The sequence below is a fragment of the Gemmatimonas sp. genome, from assembly GCF_036405635.1.
In the GTDB taxonomy this organism is placed as follows: Bacteria; Gemmatimonadota; Gemmatimonadetes; order Gemmatimonadales; family Gemmatimonadaceae; genus Gemmatimonas.
Genome location: NZ_DASWXE010000094.1, coordinates 1 through 22,811, shown reverse-complemented (window position 1 = coordinate 22,811; position 22,811 = coordinate 1). Strand labels below are relative to the sequence as shown.

The 22,811-nt window shown below is 64.0% G+C and carries 21 protein-coding genes; 15 read left to right on the top strand and 6 right to left on the bottom strand.

Annotation, left to right across the window (positions count from 1 at the left end; genetic code table 11):
• The first annotated feature begins 130 nt into the window (after nucleotides 1-130).
• Entirely contained in the window at nucleotides 131-610 is a 480-nt protein-coding gene (locus VGE27_RS07925; RefSeq protein ID WP_331049110.1) for a redoxin domain-containing protein, read from the top strand.
• Between the two features lie 114 nt (nucleotides 611-724).
• On the opposite strand, the gene VGE27_RS07920 is transcribed toward VGE27_RS07925, so the two are convergent.
• Nucleotides 725-1,222, bottom strand: coding sequence for an Hsp20/alpha crystallin family protein (locus VGE27_RS07920; protein WP_331049109.1), 498 nt, complete (start codon nucleotides 1,220-1,222; stop codon nucleotides 725-727).
• 222 nt (nucleotides 1,223-1,444) lie between these two features.
• On the opposite strand from VGE27_RS07920, the gene VGE27_RS07915 reads away from it, so the two are divergent.
• The 11 genes from VGE27_RS07915 (at nucleotide 1,445) to VGE27_RS07865 (ending at nucleotide 13,100) form a co-directional block, all read left to right on the top strand.
• Complete coding sequence (locus tag VGE27_RS07915; RefSeq protein ID WP_331049108.1) at nucleotides 1,445-2,947, top strand: sensor histidine kinase; 1,503 nt, start codon at nucleotides 1,445-1,447, stop codon at nucleotides 2,945-2,947.
• A 34-nt stretch (nucleotides 2,948-2,981) separates the two neighbouring features.
• Nucleotides 2,982-4,385 carry a sigma-54 dependent transcriptional regulator gene (locus VGE27_RS07910; RefSeq protein ID WP_331049107.1) on the top strand — a complete coding sequence of 468 codons (1,404 nt, stop codon included), beginning with the start codon at nucleotides 2,982-2,984 and terminating at the stop codon, nucleotides 4,383-4,385.
• The gene (locus tag VGE27_RS07905; protein WP_331049106.1) at nucleotides 4,382-5,050 is read left to right on the top strand and encodes a response regulator transcription factor; all 669 of its coding nucleotides are present in this window, start codon (nucleotides 4,382-4,384) and stop codon (nucleotides 5,048-5,050) included. The genes VGE27_RS07910 and VGE27_RS07905 overlap by 4 nt, the downstream gene beginning before the upstream one ends.
• A 7-nt stretch (nucleotides 5,051-5,057) precedes the next feature.
• The gene (locus VGE27_RS07900; protein WP_331049105.1) at nucleotides 5,058-6,602 is read left to right on the top strand and encodes a sensor histidine kinase; all 1,545 of its coding nucleotides are present in this window, start codon (nucleotides 5,058-5,060) and stop codon (nucleotides 6,600-6,602) included.
• A gap of 236 nt (nucleotides 6,603-6,838) precedes the next feature.
• On the top strand, nucleotides 6,839-7,561 hold the full coding sequence (locus tag VGE27_RS07895) for an energy transducer TonB (protein ID WP_331049104.1): 723 nt from the start codon (nucleotides 6,839-6,841) through the stop codon (nucleotides 7,559-7,561).
• A 53-nt stretch (nucleotides 7,562-7,614) separates the two neighbouring features.
• Nucleotides 7,615-8,331 carry a MotA/TolQ/ExbB proton channel family protein gene (locus VGE27_RS07890; RefSeq protein WP_331049103.1) on the top strand — a complete coding sequence of 239 codons (717 nt, stop codon included), beginning with the start codon at nucleotides 7,615-7,617 and terminating at the stop codon, nucleotides 8,329-8,331.
• A gap of 72 nt (nucleotides 8,332-8,403) precedes the next feature.
• On the top strand, nucleotides 8,404-8,865 hold the full coding sequence (locus tag VGE27_RS07885; protein WP_331049102.1) for a biopolymer transporter ExbD: 462 nt from the start codon (nucleotides 8,404-8,406) through the stop codon (nucleotides 8,863-8,865).
• A 2-nt stretch (nucleotides 8,866-8,867) separates the two neighbouring features.
• Nucleotides 8,868-9,275 carry a biopolymer transporter ExbD gene (locus VGE27_RS07880; RefSeq protein WP_331049101.1) on the top strand — a complete coding sequence of 136 codons (408 nt, stop codon included), beginning with the start codon at nucleotides 8,868-8,870 and terminating at the stop codon, nucleotides 9,273-9,275.
• 217 nt (nucleotides 9,276-9,492) lie between these two features.
• The gene (locus tag VGE27_RS07875; RefSeq protein ID WP_331049100.1) at nucleotides 9,493-10,227 is read left to right on the top strand and encodes a hypothetical protein; all 735 of its coding nucleotides are present in this window, start codon (nucleotides 9,493-9,495) and stop codon (nucleotides 10,225-10,227) included.
• 90 nt (nucleotides 10,228-10,317) lie between these two features.
• Nucleotides 10,318-11,802: an amino acid permease gene (locus tag VGE27_RS07870; RefSeq protein WP_331049099.1), complete on the top strand. Its 1,485-nt coding sequence runs from the start codon at nucleotides 10,318-10,320 to the stop codon at nucleotides 11,800-11,802.
• A gap of 11 nt (nucleotides 11,803-11,813) precedes the next feature.
• Complete coding sequence (locus VGE27_RS07865) at nucleotides 11,814-13,100, top strand: dicarboxylate/amino acid:cation symporter (protein WP_331049098.1); 1,287 nt, start codon at nucleotides 11,814-11,816, stop codon at nucleotides 13,098-13,100.
• A gap of 238 nt (nucleotides 13,101-13,338) precedes the next feature.
• On the opposite strand, the gene VGE27_RS07860 is transcribed toward VGE27_RS07865, so the two are convergent.
• From VGE27_RS07860 to VGE27_RS07840, 5 genes are all read right to left on the bottom strand, one after another.
• Nucleotides 13,339-14,289: an N-acetylglucosamine kinase gene (locus VGE27_RS07860; RefSeq protein WP_331049097.1), complete on the bottom strand. Its 951-nt coding sequence runs from the start codon at nucleotides 14,287-14,289 to the stop codon at nucleotides 13,339-13,341.
• The gene (locus VGE27_RS07855; protein ID WP_331049096.1) at nucleotides 14,286-15,821 is read right to left on the bottom strand and encodes a sodium:solute symporter; all 1,536 of its coding nucleotides are present in this window, start codon (nucleotides 15,819-15,821) and stop codon (nucleotides 14,286-14,288) included. Before VGE27_RS07855 ends, VGE27_RS07860 begins: the two co-directional genes overlap by 4 nt.
• Nucleotides 15,822-15,857: 36 nt before the next feature.
• Nucleotides 15,858-17,819: a glucosamine-6-phosphate deaminase gene (gene nagB / locus VGE27_RS07850; protein WP_331049095.1), complete on the bottom strand. Its 1,962-nt coding sequence runs from the start codon at nucleotides 17,817-17,819 to the stop codon at nucleotides 15,858-15,860.
• A 63-nt stretch (nucleotides 17,820-17,882) separates the two neighbouring features.
• Entirely contained in the window at nucleotides 17,883-18,239 is a 357-nt protein-coding gene (locus VGE27_RS07845; RefSeq protein WP_331049094.1) for an iron-sulfur cluster assembly accessory protein, read from the bottom strand.
• A gap of 177 nt (nucleotides 18,240-18,416) precedes the next feature.
• A complete protein-coding gene (locus VGE27_RS07840) occupies nucleotides 18,417-19,742 on the bottom strand; it encodes a serine hydrolase domain-containing protein (protein WP_331049093.1) in 1,326 nt (441 codons plus the stop codon).
• A 60-nt stretch (nucleotides 19,743-19,802) separates the two neighbouring features.
• Between VGE27_RS07840 and VGE27_RS07835 the strand changes: the two genes are divergently transcribed.
• The 3 genes from VGE27_RS07835 to VGE27_RS07825 all read left to right on the top strand — a co-directional run.
• Nucleotides 19,803-21,149 (top strand): DUF1343 domain-containing protein, encoded by a 1,347-nt coding sequence (locus VGE27_RS07835; RefSeq protein WP_331049092.1) that lies wholly within the window; start codon nucleotides 19,803-19,805, stop codon nucleotides 21,147-21,149.
• An 86-nt stretch (nucleotides 21,150-21,235) separates the two neighbouring features.
• Nucleotides 21,236-21,877, top strand: a complete 642-nt coding sequence (locus VGE27_RS07830) for a CDP-alcohol phosphatidyltransferase family protein (protein WP_331049091.1) — start codon at nucleotides 21,236-21,238, stop codon at nucleotides 21,875-21,877.
• 5 nt (nucleotides 21,878-21,882) lie between these two features.
• The coding region (locus tag VGE27_RS07825) for an inositol-3-phosphate synthase (protein ID WP_331049090.1) at nucleotides 21,883-22,811 on the top strand (929 nt) is incomplete at its 3' end.

Genomic DNA, 22,811 nt, shown 5'->3' with positions numbered 1-22,811 from the left:
GCTGGGGCGGGGGCGCGCAACGCGGACATCGTACTACGTTATCTTGGGTTTCCACAACCGCCAGTACCACGAGAGAATGTGACTCGATTGGCGGTGTGGCTTGTGACACCTCCTCCCAGCCGACGACTACATGACCTCGACGACCCAAGCGCCACTCACCAGCGGCGCGAGCGCTCCCGACTTCACAGTGGCCTCCACTTCAGGCCAGAACGTCACGCTCTCCAGCTATCGCGGGGAGAAGAATGTCCTGCTGGCATTCTTCCCACTCGCCTTCACCAGCGTCTGTACGAGCGAACTGTGTGGGTTCAGCGACGACTTCGATGCGTTCGCCGCCGGTAACGTCGAAGTGCTTCCCATGTCGGTTGATGCAGTGCCTTCCCTCAAGGAGTTTCGCAACAAGCACGAGATGAAGGTTGAACTGCTCTCCGACTTCCGTCGTGAGGTGTCTGCGGCGTACGGCGTTCTGCGCGAGGACACGGGCTTCTCCAATCGCGCTTACTTTCTGATCGACAAGGACGGCGTGATCCGCTGGTCGCATGTGGAAGAGACGCCTGGGCAGAAGCGCGAGAATGCGGAAATTCTCACAGCAATCAAGAACGTGATTGGTTGATCGCTGTTGAAAAGAGCACCACGCCTATCTGTGTGATGCGACGAAAAACGGGGGCCCACGCGGGCCCCCGTTTTCACGATGTGCCAGAACCGCTCAGCTGGGCAGGATGGCGCGTCAAACGCTCGCCTGCGCCACGTTCACCGGCACACGAACCGGCTGAATGGGCTCGGCTTTCAACACCTGGATCGTCAGCACCCCCAGCGCGTAGGAAGCGCTGATCTTCTGCAGGTCGGCGGTCTTGGGGAGACGGAATTTCCGCACGAACTGCCCGGTGGTGCGTTCTGTCTGCAATGTCCGCTCACCTTCCACCGTCTCGCGGGCGGCGCGGTGTCCCTTCACGGTCAGCACGCCGTCGGCGGCCAGCACCTCCACCGCGTCAGGATTCACGCCGGGCAGGTCCAGCGCGAACGTGAACTGCTGCGCTGATTCCCGCGCCTCGACCGCCGGCTGCCAGGTCACCGCCTCGGGGCTCCCAGCGGTGTCATCGCTGGAGGCGTTTGCCTGCTGCGACGCGGCAAACGGGTGCCCCTGAAAGGCTTGATCGAAGATGCGGTGCAGGTCTCGGCGCACGGCACGGCGAGAAAACGGGGAGGCGGTATATCCGATGAACATATGATCTCCAATTGGGAGCGAGGTTGCTTCTTGGTGCTGCGATGGCACTAGTGATTGCACCCTGCATACCAGCCAGAATGCGCCATCTGGACCGAAAGTCGATTCTGATGGAGCGGTCGTTGTGTCATTTCGGCGCGTAGTCTGTCGAACTGGCTTGCTGTGGCGAATTGACGTTCATTCGGTCAGCTTGTCCGATCGCGCCGCGGGTCGTAGCTTTACGCCATGACCGCGAACGCGCTCGCTTCTTCCGCCATCTTTGGCCTCGTCCGACGATTGGCGGTCGCCACGCCGGGCCCCGACGGCATCCGCGAGATTTTGGCCGGTACCGGTGAAGCCTTGAGCGCCGACCGCGTATCCTTTGAACCGCTGGCGCCAGGGATGTCGCCGGTGGTGTGGTGGGCCAAGGGAGTAGCTGAGGTGCCGTTTCCAGCGTGGCAGTGCACCGTGCGTACCGGCGAGGGCGTGCTGGGAACGCTGGTGGTGCATCGCGAGCGACCGATGAGCGACGACGATGAGACACTGCTCAACGGGACGTGCGACCTGTTGGGCGTGGCGGTCTCACGGGACGTGCATCAGCGCGAGCTCGAGCGTCAGATATCCGAGCGCATCCGGGAGCTGGCCGACCAACGGGCGTTCATGGAATGCATCGTCGACTCGCTGCCCACGGGCCTCTATGTCGTGGATCGCGAATACCGCATTCACGCCTGGAACCACAAGCGGGAGACCGGCCTGCAGGGTGTGTCCCGCACCGACGCTGTGGGGCGCTCCATCTTCGACGTGCTGCACCGGCAGCCCGCGGCCATGCTCAAGCGCGAGTTCGACGAGGTCTTTTCCTCGGGTCGCCTGCAGCAGTTCCAGATGGAAAGCAACGCCTACGGCGACACGCGCACGTTCCGGATCTCCAAGATCCCGATGCGCATGGGCGGGGCGGAGCGACCGGTGACTCACGTGATCACCATCGGTGAGGACATCACCGACTGGAAGGCCGCCATCGATCGCACAGCCCAGGCGGAGAAGCTGGCGGCGCTCGGGCAATTGGCGGCCGGCGTGATGCACGAGATCAACAATCCGCTGGCCACCATCGCGGCGTGCGCCGAATCCATGTCGCTGCAGCAGGAACTGGGGCCCGGTGCGGCGCCGCCCACGGAGCTGCTGCGCATCATCGATCTCGAAGTCCAGCGGTGCAAGAAGATCGTGAACGGTCTGCTCGACTTCTCCCGTCCCAAGACGGCCGGCCGCGAACGTGTCGACCTCAACACGGTGGTGCAGCAGGGCCTGTTCCTGCTTCAGCACCATCCGCGATTCAAGCGCGTGAAGCTGGTGACCGAACTCGAAGAGCGCTCGCCCATGATCGTCGATGCCGACACCGATCAGCTGGTCCAGGTGCTCATCGCGCTCGCGATGAACGCGCTCGATGCCACACCCGAAGGTGGTCGTGTCACCATCCGCACACGGCCCCTTCCGTCGGGAACGGACACCCATCCCGAGTTGGGAGCGGCGTTCGAGGTCGCTGACGAAGGCCCCGGAATTCCCCGCGCGCTGCAGGCCAAGGTGTTCGAGCCGTTCTTCACCACCAAGCCGCCAGGGCAGGGCACCGGCTTGGGCCTCGCGATCTGCTACGGCATCGTGCGCGATCATGGCGGCGCCCTTGAACTCGTATCCCCCGAAGGCACGGGAGCCGTCTTCCGTGTTGCGCTGCCGGTGGCCATGACGGTGCAATCGTAGTGGCGTACCGACAGTCGAACCCCGCGGTCATTCGATGAGCCAGCCGATTCCCACACCCATGCGGGGCGCTGATGCCCTGACCCCGATCCGCGTCCTCATTGCCGAGGACGAGGCCCACCTTGGCGCCATTCTCGAGCAGTTCATGACGGCCCGCGGGTTCGCCGTGCGCATCGTGCGCGACGGCAAGTCGGCGCTCGAGTTGCTGCGCAGCGAAGCGTTCGACGTGGCCCTGCTCGACGTGGTCATGCCGGAGCTCGATGGGCTGGAGGTGCTGCGGCTCGTGCGCGAGGAGCCGTTGCCGCCGGAGATCATTGTGATCACTGGCAATGGCACCATTGAAACGGCCATCGCCGCGCTCAAGCTGGGTGCCTACGACTTCCTGTCCAAGCCGTATCGCATGGCGGAGATCGAGGTGCTGGTGCGTCGCGCCTGGGAAAAGCGCATGCTGGCGCGCGACAATCATCACATGCAGTCACGACTGCGCCGCTCGGCGCCCTCACTCGCCTTCGTGACGCAGTTCGCGCCGCTCCGGGCCGTTCTATCGATGGTGGAGAAGGTGGCCCCCAGCTCCTCGCCGGTACTGGTCACGGGCGAATCGGGAACCGGCAAGGATCTCATTGCGCGGCTTCTGCACGCGCATGGCAGCAACCCGGACGGCCCGTTCATCGACCTGAACTGCGCGGCGCTCGCCGAATCGCTGCTCGAGATGGAGCTGTTCGGGGTGGAGAAGGGGGCCTTCCCTGGGGCGGACCAGCGCAAGGTGGGGCTGTTTGAACTGGCGGCCGGTGGCACGCTCTACCTCGATAACATTGGAGAGCTCGACCTCCGTCTGCAGGCCAAGCTGCTGCGCGCGCTCGAGACCGGGAGCTTCTTCCGGGTGGGGGGCACGCAGAAGGTGGAGGTCAACGTGCGTGTCATCGCGTCCACCACGCGCGACCTGTCGCGCATGGTGCAGGCGGAGGCGTTCCGCGACGACCTGCTGCATCGCATCAATACGATTCGTATCGCGCTGCCGCCGCTGCGGGATCGGGCTGTGGACGTCCCGCTTTTGGCGCAGCATTTCCTGGAGCAGTTCGGGCCACCGGTGCCGCGTTTGAGCGACGACGCGGTGGCCGCGCTCGAACGTTATCGCTGGCCCGGCAATGCGCGTGAGCTGCGCAATGTCATGGAGCGTGCGGCCCTGCTGGCGGTCGATGGTGTGGTGTCGGCGTCGGACCTGCCCCTCGGGGCTGAGGTTGGGGCCGGCGCCCGTCCGACGCCGGCGATGACCCTCTCGCTCGCCGAATTGGAACGCCAGCACATCTCGGAGATTCTGGACCGGTGCCAATGGCATCAGGGCCGGGCCGCAGACATGCTGGGCATCTCACCGAAGACGCTGTATCGCAAGATCCGCGAGTACGGCTTCAAGCGCCCCAGCGGGCGTGGAGACAAGGCATGAAGATCCTGGTGATCGAGGACGATCCCACAGTCGGTGAATTCGTTCGGCGTGGTCTGGAAGAGCAGCGGTGGCAGACGGACCTGTGCAACAACGGGCTGGAAGGGGAACGCATGGCGCTGTCGCAGCCGTACGATCTCGTCATTCTCGACATGCGCTTACCAGGGCGGAACGGGCTGGACGTGTTGCGCACGCTGCGCTCGAGCGGGTTCGAGCGCCCGGTGCTGGTGCTGACCGCGCAGGACGCGGTGGATGCCAAGGTCGAGACGTTGCGGGCGGGCGCCGATGACTATGTCACCAAGCCCTTTGCCTTTGAAGAGTTGCTGGCACGGGCCGAGGCGCTGCTGCGCCGTCCGCGGGCGCTGGCGTCGCCGCAGCTGCGTGTGGGCGACCTCGAGCTCGATCAGGGCACGCGCGAAGTGCGACGTGATGGCGAGCTGATCGAGCTGACGCCCAAGGAGTTCGCCGTGCTCGAGTATCTCATGCGACATGCGGGGCGTGTCATGAGCCGCACGCTGATCACCGAGTACGCATGGGGGTATCACTTCGATCCCGGCACCAACATCGTCGACGTAGTGATCAATCACCTGCGCAAGAAGATCGATGCCCGTTTCGAGAAGAAGCTCATCACGACCGTGCGCGGGGTCGGCTACATGATCCGGAGCTGAGGCGCCGGTGAGTTCGATCCGTGCCCGACTCACGCGCGCGTGGACGGCGGCCTTTCTGCTGACGTTGTGCGTCTTTTCGCTCACGCTGCTCTCCGTGCGGCGTGAGACGCTGTACAACGAGCTCGAGGCCCGGGTGCAGCTGGAGGCCGATCAGGCGGTACGGGCGATCAACGTGGCCCGCAATACGGGCACCGAACCCGTGATGGCCCAGAAGGACCGCCTCGCCGGTCCGTCGATCGGTATGCGCATGAGTGCCTTCCTGTCGTTGCTGGAGGGCTATGTGCTGGTGCAGGACAGCACGGGATACGACATCTACGCCTCACCCGCGGTGCAGGCCCTGTCGGCGGCTGACCGCGATGCCTTCAGTACGGCGGCGCGCCGATCGGAGCCGGACCAGAAGCTGCGTGAGGTCAAGTTGTACAATGACGTGGTGCTCCTCGCGACGCGTGTGGTGCCACTCAGCGACAACGCGCGGTACCGCGTGTATGCCGGACTCTCGACTGGACGGATCAGCCTCACGCCACCGGAGCTCGTGGGGCCGATGTTCGTGATCACGCCATTGCTGCTGGCGCTCTCGGTGACGTTCGCGTACCTGATCGCCGGTCGTGCGTTTCGGCCAATCGATGAACTCATCGACCAGGTGGAGGCGATCACCGATGGTCGGTCGCTGCATTCCCGGCTTGGCGTCACGGCGGCCGGCGACGAACTGACCCGCCTGTCCGAGACGCTGAATGCCTTCATCGGAAGGCTCGAGAAGTCCTTCGGCGCGCTGCGACGGTTCACCGCGGATGCGAGCCATGAACTCAAGACACCACTGGCCGTCATCCGGGCGGACGTGGAGCGAGCCATCTCGCCCACCACCAACGAAACCGATCAGGCCATCGCGCTGGAGGAGGCGCTCCAGCAGGTGACGCGCATGGCCGATCTCGTGGACTCGCTGCTCACGTTGGCGCGTGCCGACGAGGGACGGTTCGACCTGTTCCGTGAACCGGTGGAGCTGATGCCGCTGGCGCGCGAGGTGCTCGAGACTGCGCGCCTGCTGGGCGAGGATCAGGATCTCGAGATCGAGGCGCCGGTGCTGGAGAATGCGGAGGTGCTGGGCGATCTCACGCGCCTGCGGCAGCTCTTCCTCAACCTCGTCACCAATGCCATCAAGTACACACCGCGCGGCGGACGGGTGGAGATCTCACTGGCCCGGGAAGAGGATGTGGTACGGTTCATTGTGAAGGATTCTGGCATCGGCATCGCGGCCGCCGACTTGCCGCATGTCTTCGAGCGCTTCTGGCGCGCCGACCTGGCGCGATCGCGCGCCTCGGAGCGGGGCGGATGGGGACTGGGGCTGGCTATCTCGCAATGGATCGCCCAGGCACATGGTGGCACGCTGGAAGTGCAATCGCGTCTGACCCGTGGCAGCACCTTCACGGTCACCTTGCCGCTGGCCGGCGCGCCGGGGTCGGGGATGACGGGCGAGTTCCAGTCGGTGGTGAACGTGCCCATCGAGTCTCCCGATGACGCGCCGCTCGCTGTGCCGGAGAAGGCGTCGAGCCTCTGAGCGACGACTGGGTCGTGATGGTGTTGGTGTTGTCACGAGCCCGTCGCGACCCTGCAAAGCCTGTGTGTTTGTCAATGCCGAAAAGAGCATCTCCGTGATCATCGGAATGCTAACGTCGGGTTAATCCGATCCTAATGTTTCCTCCATTGCCTCATCATTTCTCCTGCGTAGAATCGCCAAGTCGGTCTTCGGTCACTCTGATCGGGATCTGCGTAGCCCTACCCCGGACCAGCGAGATGTTCAACAACCTGATTGAGTCTCAGGCCAAGAAGCAGAAGCGCGCCGGTGGGTCCTTCATGTCCATTGTTGCTCACGTTGCCATCGTTGCCGCGCTCATCGCGGTCACGAAGGGCGCTGGTGCGGCGATGGAGGAAGAGAAGGTCGAGAAGCTCGAGTTCGTCGAGGTGAAGAAAGACGAGCCCAAGCCGCCCGAGCCGGAAAAGCCGCCCCCACCGCCGCCTGACGCTGTCGCCGCCCCGCCACCGCCCAAGGGATTCCAGGTGCTTTCTGCGCCTGTCGAAATCCCGAACATCATCCCCGAAATCGACCTCTCGAAGAGCGTGACCAACGAGGCCGACTTCTCTGGTAAGGGTGTCGCTGGTGGTATCGCGAAGGGTGTCGAAGGTGGCAAGGGTCCAGTTCCGCAGCAGGGTGACCAGCCGTACTTCGACTTCCAGGTAGAAAAGCCCGTCGTCATGGCGCCGGGTGCCCAGGGTCCGTCCTATCCTGACATGCTCCGTTCGGCGGGCATCGAAGGAACCGTGCTTGCCCAGTTTGTTGTCGACACCACAGGCCGCGCCGAAATGGCGACGTTCAAGGCCCTGAAGTCCGACAACGACCTGTTCACGACCTCCGTGAAGAACGCGCTGCAGCGTATGCGCTTCCTCCCGGCCGAAGTCGGTGGCCGCAAGGTGAAGCAGCTCGTGCAGCAGCCGTTCCAGTTCTCGCTTAACCGCTAAGCGGTTCCGCCACCAACGCACATCGAGGAGAGAGCAAGATGGGTATGGATATCATGGAACTTTGGCATGAGATGGGTTGGTTTGCCAAAGGTATCGTCTGGACGCTGTTGATCATGTCGGCCTACTCGACCGGTATCATGATCCAGAAGTGGTGGCAGATGCGGAAGGCGCAGGGTGAGACGCGTAAGTTCGCCCCCGAATTCTCGCAGTTCCTCGAAGAAGACAACCTCACGGAAGCCATCAACCTGGCCGAAGGCTACAAGAAGTCGCATGTGGCCCGCGTGCTCGGTGGTGCGCTTGGTGAAATCCGTCCGCTGATCCAGGACGGCTCGGTGACGGTCGCCGACATCAACTCGGCCGAGCGTGCGGTCGAGCGCGAAATGCTGATGACGGTCGTGGACATGAAGCGTGGTCTGGGCGTGCTCGCGACGGTTGGTGCCACGGCGCCGTTCGTCGGTCTCGTCGGCACGACGATGGGTATCGTGAATTCCTTCACGGCCATGTCGACGTCCGGCGCGGGTGGTATCTCCTCGATGGCGGCCGGCATCGCCGAAGCCCTCATCACGACGGCCATCGGTATCGGCGTCGCCATTCCCGCGGTGTGGGGTTTCAACTACTTCCAGACGAAGATTGACAACCTCACGGCCGAGATGACGTACACGTCGAAGGAAATGATCGACTACCTGATCAAGGGTGTGTCGGGTGAGTTCGGTCGCTCGCGCTTCACGCGTGAGTTCAACACGGCCGGCCAGACGCCGATCGCGAAGTAATCCCAGTCGATCCGGGGTCGCGCTCCCACTTCCGGGAGCGCGCCTTCCGGGTGTCATGCAAGGAGCAACACCATGGGTATGAGTGCAGGCGGCGGGGCCGGTGTAAAAGCCGATCCCAACGTCACGCCCATGATCGACGTGATGCTGGTGCTCCTCATCATCTTCATGATCACGATCCCGCAGATCAACGCGGGCTTCACGGCGGTTCCGCCCGAAGGGCAGAATCTCAAGCCGCATCCGGAAGAAGATGGGGATCAGGTGCTTGGCATCGACGATCAGGGCCAGTATTACCTGAACAAGCAGCCCGTGCGCAACGAGGACCTCGAAACCCTCGTTCGCGAGATCTACGGCAAGGAACGCGATGACTACATCATGTACGTGAAGGCCCACAAGGACCTTCAGTACCTCAAGGTCATCGATGCCATCGATATCCTTTCGCGCGGTGGTGTGCGTGTGGCCGCTCTCATCACTGAGCAGCAGTCCGGCACGGAGTCACTGGTCGAAAGCGACCGTCTGCGTCCGGGAGGGAACTGACCATGGGTATGTCCGCAGGCGGTGGTAGCGGCGGTCTGACGAACGACATCAACGTCACGCCCATGATCGACGTGCTCCTCGTGCTCCTGGTGATCTTCATGATCATCGTGCCGATGAGCCGCAAGGCGATCGATACGCAGTTGCCTGATCCGAACCCGCAGCCGGCCCAGCCGAATGTGAGCCCGGACCAGATCGTCCTGGAAATTCTCCCGGACAACAAGTACGCGATCAACAAGGAAGACGTGCCGAAGGATCAGCTCTTCACGCGTCTGAAGTCGCTGTACGATCCCCGTCCGGAGAAGATCATCTTCGTGAAGGGTGATACGATGGTGAACTACTCCGATGTGATCTTTGCGATGGACCAGGCGCGTGGTGCCGGCGTCAAGGTCATCGGTATCGCGCCGAAGTAACCGGAATCTCCGCGTTCGGGCACTCGTGGTCCGGCGAGGTGTTTCATACGGCGGGTGAACCCATTGGGCTCGCCCGCCGTATTTCGTTGGTATCGCTCACAGCCACCACATGGACGCTCAGTCTCCAATCCCCGGCGCCGGGGAGCCCCAGTCCGAACGCCCTCGGTATCGACCGCCGATCGGTGTGCCGGTCGACAATCAACGGCGGACGCGCAGCATGGTCATCGCCGTGCTGGTGCATGCGCTCATCATCCTGTTGCTGATCGTCCCATTCGCGGCCCCTGAAGCCTTCCGCGCCGCCCTCGGCGCAGGTGGACTCGGTCCCGCTGGTGGCGGCGGTGGAGGGAGCAGGGGAACCGGAGGCCTGCCGAAGCAGGAACGCATCCAGTTCGTGCGGGTGCCGGAAGCACCCAAGCCGGTAGTGCAACGGCCAACCGTGACGCCGCCCGTCATCAAGCCGCCGGTTGTGCCGCCTCCGCCCCAACCCACTCCTCCCCAGCCCACGCCGCCACCGACTCCTGCACCGGCAGCCGCCGCCAGCAGCACAGGAGCGTCGTCGGTGACCGCCGGCACGGGTGGCGGCTCCGGTGCCGATGGTAGCGCGGGTAACGGACCTGGTAGTGGCGGTGGGGTCGGGGCGGGTGTCGGCACGGGGCGGGGCAGCAGTGTTGGTCCCGGCACGGGTGGTGGCACGGGCACGGCCTATCCACCGGCGCCCACCGAACTGTTCCTGCCGCCACTGCCCGTGCCCAGCAAAGCGCGTGGAACCATCGTCGTCGTCTTCGATGTCGACTCCACGGGCAAGGTGCTCGATCTGCAGTTCGAGCCCACGAAGGATGGTAATTACAACAAGAAATTGCGTGAGGCGTTGGCCGCGATCCGATTCCGGCCCGCCGTGAGTGCACAAGGGATCCCCATTCGGGCCAGGACCGAGATCACCTACTCGCTGTGACCGGTGCGTGGCGATAGGTTGCAGGGCGTTTACCTCCTGCGAACATACCGGGATTGCCCGGGTCGCTCCCACCTCATAGCAACAGACGTCATGGGTCTGTTCGATCGGAAACCGATCGTAGCCGCCGACAATGGCGAGCATGGTATGCGCCGCACGCTGGGTGCCGGCGATCTCGTCATGCTGGCGATCGGCGCCGTCATCGGTGCCGGCATCTTCTCCTCGCTCGGAACTGCTGCCGCTGGTGAGACTCTCGCCGACGGTACTGTGGTGCGATACGGAGCAGGACCTGCGTTGGTGCTCTCCTTTATCCTGCTCGGCGCCGTATGTGGTCTCGCGGCACTGTGTTACGCCGAGTTGGCTTCGATGATTCCTCAAGCGGGCAGCGCGTATGCGTACTCCTACGCCACGCTCGGTGAGATCGTCGCCTGGGTGGTGGGATGGGCGCTGATCCTCGAATACGCCGTCGGCAATGTGGCTGTCGCCATCGGTTGGAGCGGATACTTCACGTCACTGCTCTCCGGATTCGGCATCGACTTGCCGGGTTGGCTCACGCACGGCTACTGGAACGTGAAGGCCAGTAGCGATCCCGCCATTCACGGACTGCTCGAGACCGCACCGCGCATTGCCGGCGTGCCGATCCTGGTGAACCTGCCAGCGTTTGGCATCGTCGTCGCCATCACCATGCTGCTGATGCAGGGCGTGAAGGAAAGCACGCGCGCCAACAACATCATGGTGATCGTGAAGCTGCTGGTGCTGGGGTTGTTCGTGATTGTCGGTGCGATGCACATCGACCCGGCGAACTACAAGCCGTTCGCACCGAACGGATTCCGCGGCATCCACCAGGGTGCGGCGATCGTCTTCTTCGCCTACATCGGCTTTGATGCGATCTCCACGGCTGCCGAAGAAACCAAGAATCCGCAGCGCAATCTGCCACTCGGCATTCTGGGTGGACTCGCCGTGTGTACCGTCATCTATGTGATAGTGGGTGCGGTGGCGACAGGATTGGTACCGTACGATCAGCTCCGCAGTTCGGACCCGCTGGCCAAGGCGCTGTCGTTGGCGGGACTGTCCACGGCGAGCTGGATCGTAGCGGCAGGTGCCACCGTATCCATGGCGGCCGTCCTCCTCGTCTTTCAGTACGGTCAGCCGCGTATCTTTTACGCGATGGCGCGTGACGGCCTGCTGCCCAAGTTTGCGGCCAAGCTGCACCCCAAGACCCGCACGCCGCACATCACCACGCTGATCACCGGCGTGGCCGTGGCGCTGGGTTCGCTGGTGGCGGACGATGCAGCCACGTATGACCTGACCAACATCGGCACGCTCGCCGCCTTTGCCGTCGTGTGCATTGGTGTGCTCGTGCTGCGCATTCGTGAGCCGGAGCGGCATCGTCCATTCCGCGTTCCGTTCTTCTGGGGCGTCACGCTGCTGGGCGCTGGCGCCTGTGTGTTCGTGATGAAAGGCCTCCCCAGCAGTGCATGGATGGCATTCGGAGTCTGGATGGCCATCGGTCTCGCGATCTATTTCGCGTACGGCTTCCGTCACTCGGTGCTGCGCAATCCCACCGACAACCGCTGATACCTGATTTCATGGCACAAATCTCCGTCTCCACCGCCCCGACGCCGCAGGGCAAAAAAGGCTTCCTCGGCATCGGCTTTTCGCAGTGGATCCTGATCTCCATGGTGGTGGGCATCCTGATCGGTTGGCTCGCCCCCGATTTTGCGCCGAACCTCAAGCCGCTGGCGAACATCTTCCTGCGCATGATCAAGTCATTGATCGTGCCACTGCTGTTCAGCACCCTCGTGGTGGGCATCGCGGGACATGGCGATGACATGAAGAAGGTGGGCAAGCTCGCGCTGCGGTCGATCATCTACTTCGAAATCGTGACCACTTTGGCGCTGGCGATCGGCCTGGTGGCGGTGAACCTGGTGAAGCCCGGTGTGGGGCTGCAGATCGCGCCCGATGTGGGAAGCGGTGAGGAGTTCCAGGCACTGGCCGCCAAGACGCCCACGTTTGCGTCGGTGCTCGAGCACACAGTGCCGCAGAGCTTCTTCGAGGCAGCCGCGCAGAACGAGGTCCTGCAGATCGTGTTCTTTGCCATTCTCTTCGCCGTGGCGCTCGCCCGTGTGGAAGGAGAATCGAAGACCGTGATGCTGAATTGGCTGCAGTCGTTGAGCGACATCATGTTCAAGTTCGTCGGCATCGTGATGGCGTACGCGCCCATCGGCATCGGTGCCGCGATCGGTGTGACGGTGGGCAAGAGCGGTCTCGAGGTGATGCTCAACCTCGCCAAGCTCGTCGGCACACTCTACGTGTCGCTGGTGGTGTTCATTCTCGTGGTGCTGCTGCCGGTGGCGCTCATTGCCCGCATCAACATCAGGCGCTTCTGGGCGCTGGTGAAGGAGCCGTGGCTGATCGCATTCTCCACGGCGTCCAGCGAAGCCGCGTTCCCGCAGGCGATGCAGGCGATGGAGAAGTTCGGCGTTCCACGCCGTATCGTGTCATTCGTGCTGCCCACCGGCTACTCGTTCAATCTCGACGGCAGCACGCTGTATCTCGCCATCGCGTCCGTGTTCGTGGCCCAGGCTGCCGGTATCGATATGCCGATCGGCCAGCAGCTGCTGATGATGCTCACGCTGATGCTCACGTCGAAGGGCGTGGCCGCCGTGCCGCGTGCGTCGCTGGTGATTCTCTCCGGCGCGCTGGCGCAGTTCGGCCTGCCGCTCGAAGGCATCGCGGTCATTCTGGGCGTGGACGCCATCATGGACATGGCGCGCACCTCCGTGAACCTGCTCGGCAACTGCCTCGCCACGGCCGTGATGGCGCGGTGGGAAGGGGTGCTGGGAGAGCCGGAGCCGGAGACGGCAACGGCGTGAACGACGGCGGCTGGAGTAACGGAAGCTGGGACGACGGGAGCTGAAGTTACGGAAGCTGTAAAAACGGGAGCTGGAAGAACGGTGAGGACACGACCGTTTCTCCAGCTCCCGTTTTTTCTCCGTGGTTCCAGCACCCGTAGGCCCAGCTACCGTACCACCAGCTCCCGTCGTTCCAGCTTCCGTGGTCCCAGCACCCGCGGTTCCCGCTTCTTTGGTTCCCGCTTCCCCGGTTGCTCCGTCAGACTTCCACTCCGAGCAGCCTGCGTGCCCGTCTCACTGCTCCCCGCGCCGCATCGACTTCTTCTGCGCGGATCATCGCCCCCGGCACCGCGCTCTTGAGTCGCTGCTCGAGACGCTTGCGCACCAGCGACCCGCGCGAGAGCAGGCCGCCATTGAACGCCACGGGAATCGCCGCACGCTCGTCCTGAAAGCAGCGACGGGCCAGCGTGCGCACATGCAGCGCGAGCTCCTCCACGCAGAAGCTGATCAGCGCATTGGCACGCAGGTCACCCGTGGATGCAACCTGCGCCACTACTGGGGCCAACTGCGCATAGGTGCCCGGTGTGGCCTTCGCAGCCCACGGAATGATGTCTTCCAGCGACTCGAGCTCCAGCGCCGTCAGCAGAGCACCTGTGAGCGCCGTCTCCGGCTCCCGGCCGTCGTGGGCCGCCGACACCACGCTCAGCGCTCGCTTGCCGAGCCACGCGGCACTGCCTTCATCACCCACATAGGGCCCCCAGCCGCCGCAGCGTTCGAGGCGACCATCGGGTGCCCGTGAGAACGCCACCGAGCCCGTACCCGACACCAGCAACACTCCGGCGGAGTCGCCGAAAGCGTCGTCCATGGCGATCGTGGCATCGGCTTGCACCGACACATCGTCGGCGACGCGACGCTGCGCCAACGCAGCCCAGAGGGCCTGCGCAGCCCGCTCCTGTCCCGCACCGGCCACACCCGCCACACACACAGCCGGACGTGTCTCGGGGCGCTCAGCGACCGCCAGCGCCTCCGTGATCAGCGCCTTGATGATGTCCGCGGCCACAGACTCCGGCACCGTCTGGAGAGCACTCGCGGCACCCTCCACACGGGCCAGTACTGCGCCCGTCGCGTCGCACAACAGCACGCGCGTCCGGGTGCCACCGCCATCGACACCCACCACCAATGGTGTCGGGTCCAGTGGTCCAGCACTCATGAACGAATCTCCGCAGTCGAGCCGCCACCGCCTGTCGGCGCAGCGTGGGTGAATGAAGACAACACGCCGGTGGCAAACGTCAACGACGTGCCGATCAGCACGTACCACGGCCATGCGATGGACGCCACACCGCCCAGTGTGGGCTCGAGCGCCGGAAAAGCGGCAATGAGCTGCTTGGCAAACACGATGAAGGCCATCGCGCCAATGCCGACGCTCATGCCGAGAATGGCATCACGCTGAATGGCCCGATCCCAGAACATTCCCAGGAAGAACCCGCCCAGCAAACCACCCTGCGTGAATGACGCGATGGACAGGGCGATCACCACCACCGGCGTACCCTGTTCCTTGAAGAGCAGGGCTCCGAAGGTCAGTACCAGACCCCAGCCCAGCGCGAACATCTTGCCCACCTTGAGCGTGCGCGGATCGTCCGGCGCACGGCCCGTGAGTGGCAGGTAGATGTCGTGCGTGGACGACGCGGCCAGCGCGTTGATCGCGCCAGAGTGCGTGCTCATCGTCGCCGCCACGATAGCCGCCACAATAAGGCCGATCAGCCCGTGTGGCATCTGCTCGATGATGTACGTGGGGAAGATCGAGTCGGCTGTCGCAAATGGGCGTCCATCGTACAACACCCACAATCCCAGACCCACGAACAGGAACAGGGTCATTTGCGCGAACACGGCGAACCCGCTGCCGATGATGGCCACCTGTGCATCACGCAGCGATCGGCTCGACAGCAGACGCTGCACGATGAGCTGGTCCGCGCCATGCGAGGCCATCGCGAGGAAGCCACCACCAATCAGACCCGCAAACATCGTGTGTGGACGATCGAAGCCCGTGTACCAGTCGATCACCTGTAGCTTGCCAGCGGCGCCGGCCTGCGCGACGATCGTGCTCCATCCACCATCCACCGACTTGCCGATCAGCACGATTGCCGAAATGCCGCCGAGCAGATAGATGCTCGCCTGCAGCAACTCGGTCCACACCACAGCCTTCATGCCGCCGCGGTAGGTGTAGATCACCGTGAGCAGACCCAGCACCAGAATGGCGGTGGGCATGGCATACTGCTTGGGCAACGCGGGGCCAATGATGAGTGCCACGGGAATCGCCGTGGCGAACACACGCACGGCATCGGCCATCGCGCGGGTCACCATGAACACAATGCTCGTGAATCGACGCGCGCCCAGACCGAATCGTGTCTCGAGCAGCGCGTATGCCGTGACGAGATTGCCCTCGAAGTAGCGTGGCAACAACGTGCGCGCCACCACGATGCGGCCGAGAATGTATCCGGCCACCACCTCGAGAAACCCAAGATTGCCGATGTAAGCCAAGCCCGGGATGCTGATGAAGGTCAGCGCCGAGGTCTCACTGGCCACGATCGAGAACAGCACCGCCCACCACGGGATGGCCCGCTCGGCGACGAAATAGTCGGTCGCCGAGCGCTGTTCACGTCCGATCCAGAGGCCCAGTGCCGTCGTGCCGCCCAGATACACCAGCAGCACGAACAAATCGAGCAGGTCGAAGCGCCCCGTCATGCGAGGCGCTCCCACGACGAGCCATGTGTGGCCCGGTCAGACGATGACATATGCCTCCATCGCGAAGTACTCCGCGAGACCGAGTTCGTCGAGGATGGTGGCCGTCGACTTGTTGCGCTGCTCCACACGCTGCCAAAACTCGCGTTCGTCCTGACCAGGGAAGGGCGCCGAATCCTTCTGTGACTGATGCTTGAAGATCGCCTGGATCTTGATCGTCAGCTCTTCCTGCGACAGCGGCACCAGCACGGTGGCTTCGGTGATAGGCCACTCCTGCCAGGCGCCACGATACAGCCACACTTCGGGACGCTTCGTATTGCCGGGGTACACTTCTTCGAGCGCCAGATCGATCGCTTCCTTGCACATGCGGTGCGTGCCATGCGGATCGGAGAGGTCGCCGGCCACGAAGATCAGTTCAGGCTGCAGTTCGCGCAGCAGGTCGGCCACGATCGCCACGTCGGCTGGTCCGATCGGATCCTTGCGCACCTTGCCCGTCTGGTAGAACGGCAGGTTGAGGAAGCGCGCGTTCGCCTTGCTCAGTCCCATCACTTCGATGCCGCTCACCGCCTCGGCTTCGCGGATGATGCGCTTGATGTCCTGCACCTCACGGATGTCCACCTCGCCAGGCTGCTTGCGCGCCAGGAAGCTGTGCACCGTATCGGCCAGCGCACGTACACCCTCGCCCGACGCGTGCAGCTCCTCGGCACCCGTGCGTTCGAGGAAGTCCATGTAGCGGCGCACATCATGATCGAACACGGCGATGTTGCCGCTCGTCATGTACGCCACCGTCATGTCGTTGCCGTTCTCCACGAACTTGCGGAGAATGCCGCCCATGGAGATGACATCGTCATCGGGGTGGGGCGAGAAGCAGATCGTCTTGAGTGCGCGCGGCAGCTTGCTTTTGCCGCGGATCTTGGCGCCCAGAATGTTGAACACCAGGCCATTCACCGCACCGGGTGAACCGTGTTGTGCCATCAGCGACGTCAGCCCGTTCTCGGCGTAGTCGTGCTGCGTGAGCTTGAGGATCGCCTTCTTGGAGCGTGCGGCAAGCCACGTCACGGCACGCACGGTCAGGGCTTCGGCCCATACCACTTCGTCGACGAGCCACGGCGTCGCGACGCGCGTGAGGTCGGCTGCTGCGGCGTCGTCCACATAGAACGTGGTGTTGGCATGTCGCTGCAGGAACGTCGCCGCGACGGCCCGATCGATCTCGCCCTCCACGGCACGACGCACCACGCCGGCCTTGTGTTCGCCCGTGGCGAGAATGGCGATCTCGCGCGCGCCGAGAATCGTCGCGATACCCATCGTGATCGCTTCGCGCGGCACATTCTCTTCACCGAAGAAGTCGGCCGCCGCGTCACGACGCGTGATGGAGTCGAGGTGTACGAGGCGCGTGCGGCTCGATTCACCGGATCCCGGCTCGTTGAAACCGATGTGACCCGTCTTGCCGATACCAAGCAGCTGGAAGTCGATACCACCCGCGGCGGCGATGGCCTCTTCATACGCGGCGCATGCACTTTCGACATCCGCGCGCGCCAACGCGCCGTCCGGGATATGCACATTGGCCGGATCGATGTTCACGTGCGAGAAGAGATTCTCCCACATGAAGCGATGATACGAGTGGATGCTCGTCGCCGGCATCGGGTAGTACTCGTCGAGATTGAACGAGACCACATGCGCGAAATCGAGCCCTTCCTCCCGGTGCATGCGGATCAACTCGCGATACACGCCAATTGGCGTCGAACCCGTGGCCAGTCCGAGTACGATCTTGCGCCCAGCGGCCTGCCGCTCGCGCATCAGCGTGCTGATGCGGCCAGCGACCAGACGGGCCAGTTCATCGTGCGTGTCGACGATGATCGTCGGAATACGCTCGCGTGCTGTGCCGGTCACGCCGGCATGCAGAAAAGGAGAGCCACTGACGCGCGCAGGCCCGCCACTCGCCTGGAGTGTGCGGGCCTGGGAACCGTCAGAGGCCGCCGGTGTGCCGGAAGCCAGAGACATAGCGTAGGTCGGTAAAAGGGCGGGGGCGCACCGACTGGTGCGCCAGCCGGGACCCTCAGAGAATCACGCCGAGAACGAGCTGCCGCAACCGCAGCCGCCGGTGCTATTGGGATTCTTGAAAGTAAAACCCGAACCCTGCATCGACGAGACGTAATCGATCGTCGTGCCGCTGAGATACTGCGCCGAGAATGGATCGACGAAGATCTTGATGCCTTCCACTTCGACCGAAATGTCGTCTTCCGCCTGGGCATCTTCGATGACAAGGCCGTACTTGAAGCCGCTGCAGCCACCGGGCATCACGGAAACGCGCAGGCCGCCCTTCTCGGCAGTCACGCCTTCGGCTTCCATGAACTTCACCACTTCACCCGCAGCGACTGGGGTGAGCACCACCATGACATCAGGCTGTTGCATCGTGCTCATCGTGTCCTCCGAATACGGCCGGCGCACACCCGGCCAGATGGACCGCATGGAAATCCACCGTCGCATTCGCGATCGGCGCCTTCTCCATGTCATGTCTTGCTACTGAGAAAATAGCGAGAGTAGTGCTCCCCTTGCAAGAAACCCTGCAACGGGGCTGGAGATCCCCGGCCCGGACGGCTAGTGCAGCGCCCCCACCACCGCGTCGGCGAGGCCCGTCCGCACGTTGCCGATCTTCCGGTTCTCCCGGGTCGGGTTCACCCGATTGGTCAATAGCAGCACGAACAGGTTTTGCTCCGGATCCATCCAGATGGATGTCCCGGTGAACCCGGTATGCCCGAAAGCGGACGGCGACATGTTCTTTCCGGCCGAGTTGGTGCCATTGGGCTTCTCCCAACCCAGCGCACGATGCGAGATGGCCGGATTCTGCAGGCGGGTGAAGGTCACCACCGTCGCCGAGTCGAACACTCGGGCGCCGTCGAGCTGCCCGTAGTTGAGGTACATGCGCGCGAACCGGCTCAAGTCCCGCGCCGAGGAGAACAGTCCGGCATGTCCCACCACGCCTCCCATGCGATGGGCGTTTTCATCGTGGACCTCGCCACGCACCTTCCGCCCGCGCCATGGATCCTGTTCGGTGGGTGCAATGCGCGGCAGCCACGAAGTGGGCGGCAGGTATCGCGTATCGCGCATGCCCAACGGCCCAAAGATGTGCGCGGCATCGTACGCGTCGAGCTTTTCGCCACTCACGCGCGCCACCAGACGTCCAAGCAGCAGAAAGCCGATGTCCGAATAGGTATAGCGCACACCGGGGGCGGTGTCGGGCGCGGTCGCGAAGAGCTGCTGGAACGCCTCGTCTGCGGTGGCGGCTTCCTTGTAGAACAACCGGCCGGCCTGCAGCCCACTGTTGTGGGAGAGCAATTGGCGCACGCTCACCTTGTCGGCACCCCGGCCCGTCCACTCGGGGAGATACCGGACCACCGGGCTGTCCAGCACCACCTTGCCAGAGCCCACCAGCTGCAGCATGGCGCTGGTGGTGCCGATCACCTTGGTCAGCGATGCCAGATCCCAGATGGTCTCGCTGGTGGGGCGGGTGGCATCGTCGGCGTCGAGGCGTCCCGCGCCATACTCGGCAATGATCCCCTCGCGGGTCCCCACCACGGCATACGCGCCCGGGAACGCACTGTCGGCGATAGCCCGGTCGATCACCGCGCGCACGCTGTCGGACACCGCACGGGAGACGGCGGGAGCCACGGTCGCGACGGGGGCCGCCATAGTGGCTGATTGGCCGGTGGAAATCGAACTGGCGCATCCGGCGAGCCATGACACACCGAGCGCACCGGCCGCGACAAGCACCCTGGATGAGAGACCCACGTCACGAAGTCGGTCAGGCTGCTTGAGAAAGCCCGGCCGTGGTGCGTTCATCAGGGTACCCATGGCGACCGGAGCAGGACGTCCCTTGCGACGCACTTCGGGGTAGTCCTCTGTGTGGGGGCGCAGTCGATTCATGTGTTGGCCAGGGTAGGGAAGGCGCGACATGCGCGCCACGGACCTTCGGAGAGGATGCGCGTGAAGGCGATCAAGACGCTGCTTGTACTGTCGGCAGTGCTGACCGGCATGATGGTGAGTGGGTGCGCGGGACGCGGGCCGCAAGACGACGGACCGTATCCCGAGGACGGGAATTCCCCTGAGGCGATGCGGGGAAGGATCATGGACCGTCGTGTCCGTCCCGGCATCACCGTGCTGCTGGACGATAGCATCAAGCTGGTGGCCGGCAAGCGCGTGGCGCTGGTGACCAATCAGACGGGGGTCGACGAGCAGGGGCGTCGTAGTGCGGACCTGCTGTACAGTGATCCGCGTGCCCAGCGCGCCGGCATCAAGCTGGTGAAGCTCTTTGCGCCCGAACATGGCGCGCGCGGCGTGGAGGAGCGGGAGCATCTTGGCGATGAACGCGATGAGAAAACCGGCCTGCCGGTCTACTCCTTGTATCAGGCCACGACCATTGGGCCGCCGGATAGCCTGCTGCAGGATATCGATATGCTCATCGTCGACCTGCAGGACATCGGCACGCGCACCTGGACGTATGTGGGCGTGATGCTCTACACCATGCAGGCCGGCGAGAGACGGGGCATCCCCGTTGTCGTGCTCGATCGCCCCAATCCGCTCTCCGGCGCCGTAGCGGAGGGAGCGTTGCTCGATTCCTCCATTGCCGATGCGTCACCGCCGACGCCCGGTGGCAAGACGAATGGCTTCGCCCTGTATCCCATGCCACTGCGGCACGGGCTGACGATGGGGGAGATGGCCCGCCTGTTTCAGGCGCAGCTCAAGATGGGCACGCGCCTCAGCGTGGTCCCGGTGCGCAATCTCCGCCGGACCATGTGGTTCGACGACACCAGGCTGCCGTGGGTGCGTCCCTCGCCGAATATCCCCAACCTGACGTCGGCGCTCGTCTACCCCGCACTCGTGCCGTTCGAGTCCAGCAACGTGTCGGTAGGTCGGGGAACCAACGATGCGTTCCAGCGCTTCGGTGCACCGTGGCTCCGCGCCGATTCCGTGGCTCGCCTGCTCGAGGACCTCTCGTTGACGGGGGTGAAGTTCCGTGCCGAGCGGTTCACGCCATCCAGACCGGGAGACGGCAAGTACGATGGACGCGCCATCCCCGGTGTGCGGATCGAGGTGACGGACCGGGAGCGTATCCAGCCCTCCCGTGTGGGCGCGGCGATTCTATGGGCGCTCAACCGGGTGCACCGCGACTCCCTGCAGCTGCGCCCCGCCGGGTTCGACGAGCGGATGGGATCGGCCAGGCTGCGTGAAGCCCTCTTGGGCGGAGCGGATCCCGATGCCGTGCTTGACCGCGTGCTGCCATCGGTCATTGCCTTTGAGAAGGACGTCAGGCGTTTCCATCTCTACCGTTGACCTCAAGGGGCCTCTAGCTTTCCACGGCTGGATATAAGACCGATCCCGTTCGTCCCCGGGACCGCCCCGTCGTCAACGTCTGCCTGATGCAAGCACTCTGGAGCGCCATCGTTCGTGGCTACCTCGCCGTCATTGCCCCCGTGGCTGACTGGCTGGTGGCCAAGCGGGTGCGTCCGAATACCATTACAACCGTCGGCACGATCTGCACCTGCATTGCAGGGGCGATCTTTGCCAGGGGACACATCAGCATCGGCGGCTGGTTTCTCGGCCTGACGGCGCTGTTTGACGTGCTCGATGGCACGGTCGCGCGGCGCACAGGTCAGAGTTCCACCTTCGGGGCTTTCTACGATTCCACGCTCGACCGGGTCGCTGACGGCTTCCTGCTTGGCGGTTTGGTCGTGTTCTATGCGACCCATCCCGTGCACGCCAATCAGGGCATGGTGATCGTGGCCGTACTGGCACTCATCGCGACCTTCCTGACGTCCTATACCAACGCCCGAGCCGAAGGGCTCGGATTCACCGCGCGCGTGGGCGTGTTGCAACGCCCCGAGCGTATCACCCTGCTGTCGGCACCTCAGGCGTTCTTTGGCCTGGCGTTCCACGGCTGGGTTCTTGCCGGCATCGTGTCGCTGTTGGCGGTGACCGCATGGATCACCTTCTTCCAGCGCATGGCGTACGTACATCGCATCACCACCGCGACGCCGACTTCTACCTCTCCCGGAGAATAAACGCAGTGTCCGATACGACCCGCGGCAATCCCGCGACCATCGCCCCGGCGACGGGAAAGCTTGCCATCTTCACGCCGGGCCTCGGCGCCGTGGCGACGACGTTCATTGCCGGTGTCGAGCGCGTGCGCCGCGGCCTTTCGGCGCCCATCGGCTCGCTCACGCAGATGGCCACGATCCGCCTCGGCAAGCGCACGGACAATCGCAGCCCGCTGATCAAGGACTTCGCGCCCCTCGCGTCGCTGAACGACATCGTGTTCGCCGCCTGGGATCCCATTCCGGATGATGCCTACACCGCTGCGGTGAAGGCCGGCGTGCTGGTGAAGGACGATCTCGAGCCGGTGGCCGAATTCCTCAAGGGCATCAAGCCGATGCCGGCCGTGTTCGAGAACAAGTACGTCACGCGCATCACCGGCGCGACGAACGTAAAGGCCGGCAAGACGAAGCGCGATCTCGCCGAGCAGTTGCGTGCCGACATCCGCAACTTCATGAAGGCGAATGGTGCGGATCGTGGTGCGATGGTGTGGACCGGCTCGACCGAGATCTTCATCAAGGCCGGCCCGCAGCACCAGACGATCGAGGCGTTCGAGAAGGCGATGGAGGAGAACGACGAGGCCATCGCGCCCAGCATGCTCTACGCCTACGCGGCGATCATGGAAGGGATCCCGTACTGCAACGGCGCGCCCAACCTCTCGGCCGATTTCCCGGCGCTGCTCGACCTCGCGATCGAGCGCGGCGTCCCGGTGTCCGGCAAGGACTTCAAGACCGGCCAGACGTGGATGAAGACCGTCATCGCGCCGGGGCTCAAGGCGCGCATGCTCGGCCTCGAAGGGTGGTACAGCACGAACATCCTCGGCAATCGCGACGGCGAGGTGCTCGACGACCCGGCGTCGTTCAAGACGAAGGAGGAGAGCAAGCTCTCGGTGCTGCACACGAT

Excerpts from the sequence above, each read along its gene's own strand:
- VGE27_RS07865 (WP_331049098.1), top strand. The coding sequence starts at position 11,814 with ATGGCACAAATCTCCGTCTCCACCGCCCCGACGCCGCAGGGCAAAAAA.
- VGE27_RS07885 (WP_331049102.1), top strand. The coding sequence starts at position 8,404 with ATGGGTATGAGTGCAGGCGGCGGGGCCGGTGTAAAAGCCGATCCCAAC.
- VGE27_RS07840 (WP_331049093.1), bottom strand. The coding sequence starts at position 19,742 with ATGAATCGACTGCGCCCCCACACAGAGGACTACCCCGAAGTGCGTCGC.
- VGE27_RS07855 (WP_331049096.1), bottom strand. The coding sequence starts at position 15,821 with ATGACGGGGCGCTTCGACCTGCTCGATTTGTTCGTGCTGCTGGTGTAT.
- VGE27_RS07920 (WP_331049109.1), bottom strand. The coding sequence starts at position 1,222 with ATGTTCATCGGATATACCGCCTCCCCGTTTTCTCGCCGTGCCGTGCGC.
- VGE27_RS07895 (WP_331049104.1), top strand. The coding sequence starts at position 6,839 with ATGTTCAACAACCTGATTGAGTCTCAGGCCAAGAAGCAGAAGCGCGCC.
- VGE27_RS07830 (WP_331049091.1), top strand. The coding sequence starts at position 21,236 with ATGCAAGCACTCTGGAGCGCCATCGTTCGTGGCTACCTCGCCGTCATT.
- VGE27_RS07915 (WP_331049108.1), top strand. The coding sequence starts at position 1,445 with ATGACCGCGAACGCGCTCGCTTCTTCCGCCATCTTTGGCCTCGTCCGA.
- VGE27_RS07925 (WP_331049110.1), top strand. The coding sequence starts at position 131 with ATGACCTCGACGACCCAAGCGCCACTCACCAGCGGCGCGAGCGCTCCC.
- nagB (WP_331049095.1), bottom strand. The coding sequence starts at position 17,819 with ATGTCTCTGGCTTCCGGCACACCGGCGGCCTCTGACGGTTCCCAGGCC.
- VGE27_RS07845 (WP_331049094.1), bottom strand. The coding sequence starts at position 18,239 with ATGAGCACGATGCAACAGCCTGATGTCATGGTGGTGCTCACCCCAGTC.
- VGE27_RS07910 (WP_331049107.1), top strand. The coding sequence starts at position 2,982 with ATGAGCCAGCCGATTCCCACACCCATGCGGGGCGCTGATGCCCTGACC.
- VGE27_RS07880 (WP_331049101.1), top strand. The coding sequence starts at position 8,868 with ATGGGTATGTCCGCAGGCGGTGGTAGCGGCGGTCTGACGAACGACATC.
- VGE27_RS07875 (WP_331049100.1), top strand. The coding sequence starts at position 9,493 with ATGGTCATCGCCGTGCTGGTGCATGCGCTCATCATCCTGTTGCTGATC.
- VGE27_RS07890 (WP_331049103.1), top strand. The coding sequence starts at position 7,615 with ATGGAACTTTGGCATGAGATGGGTTGGTTTGCCAAAGGTATCGTCTGG.
- VGE27_RS07870 (WP_331049099.1), top strand. The coding sequence starts at position 10,318 with ATGGGTCTGTTCGATCGGAAACCGATCGTAGCCGCCGACAATGGCGAG.
- VGE27_RS07860 (WP_331049097.1), bottom strand. The coding sequence starts at position 14,289 with ATGAGTGCTGGACCACTGGACCCGACACCATTGGTGGTGGGTGTCGAT.
- VGE27_RS07905 (WP_331049106.1), top strand. The coding sequence starts at position 4,382 with ATGAAGATCCTGGTGATCGAGGACGATCCCACAGTCGGTGAATTCGTT.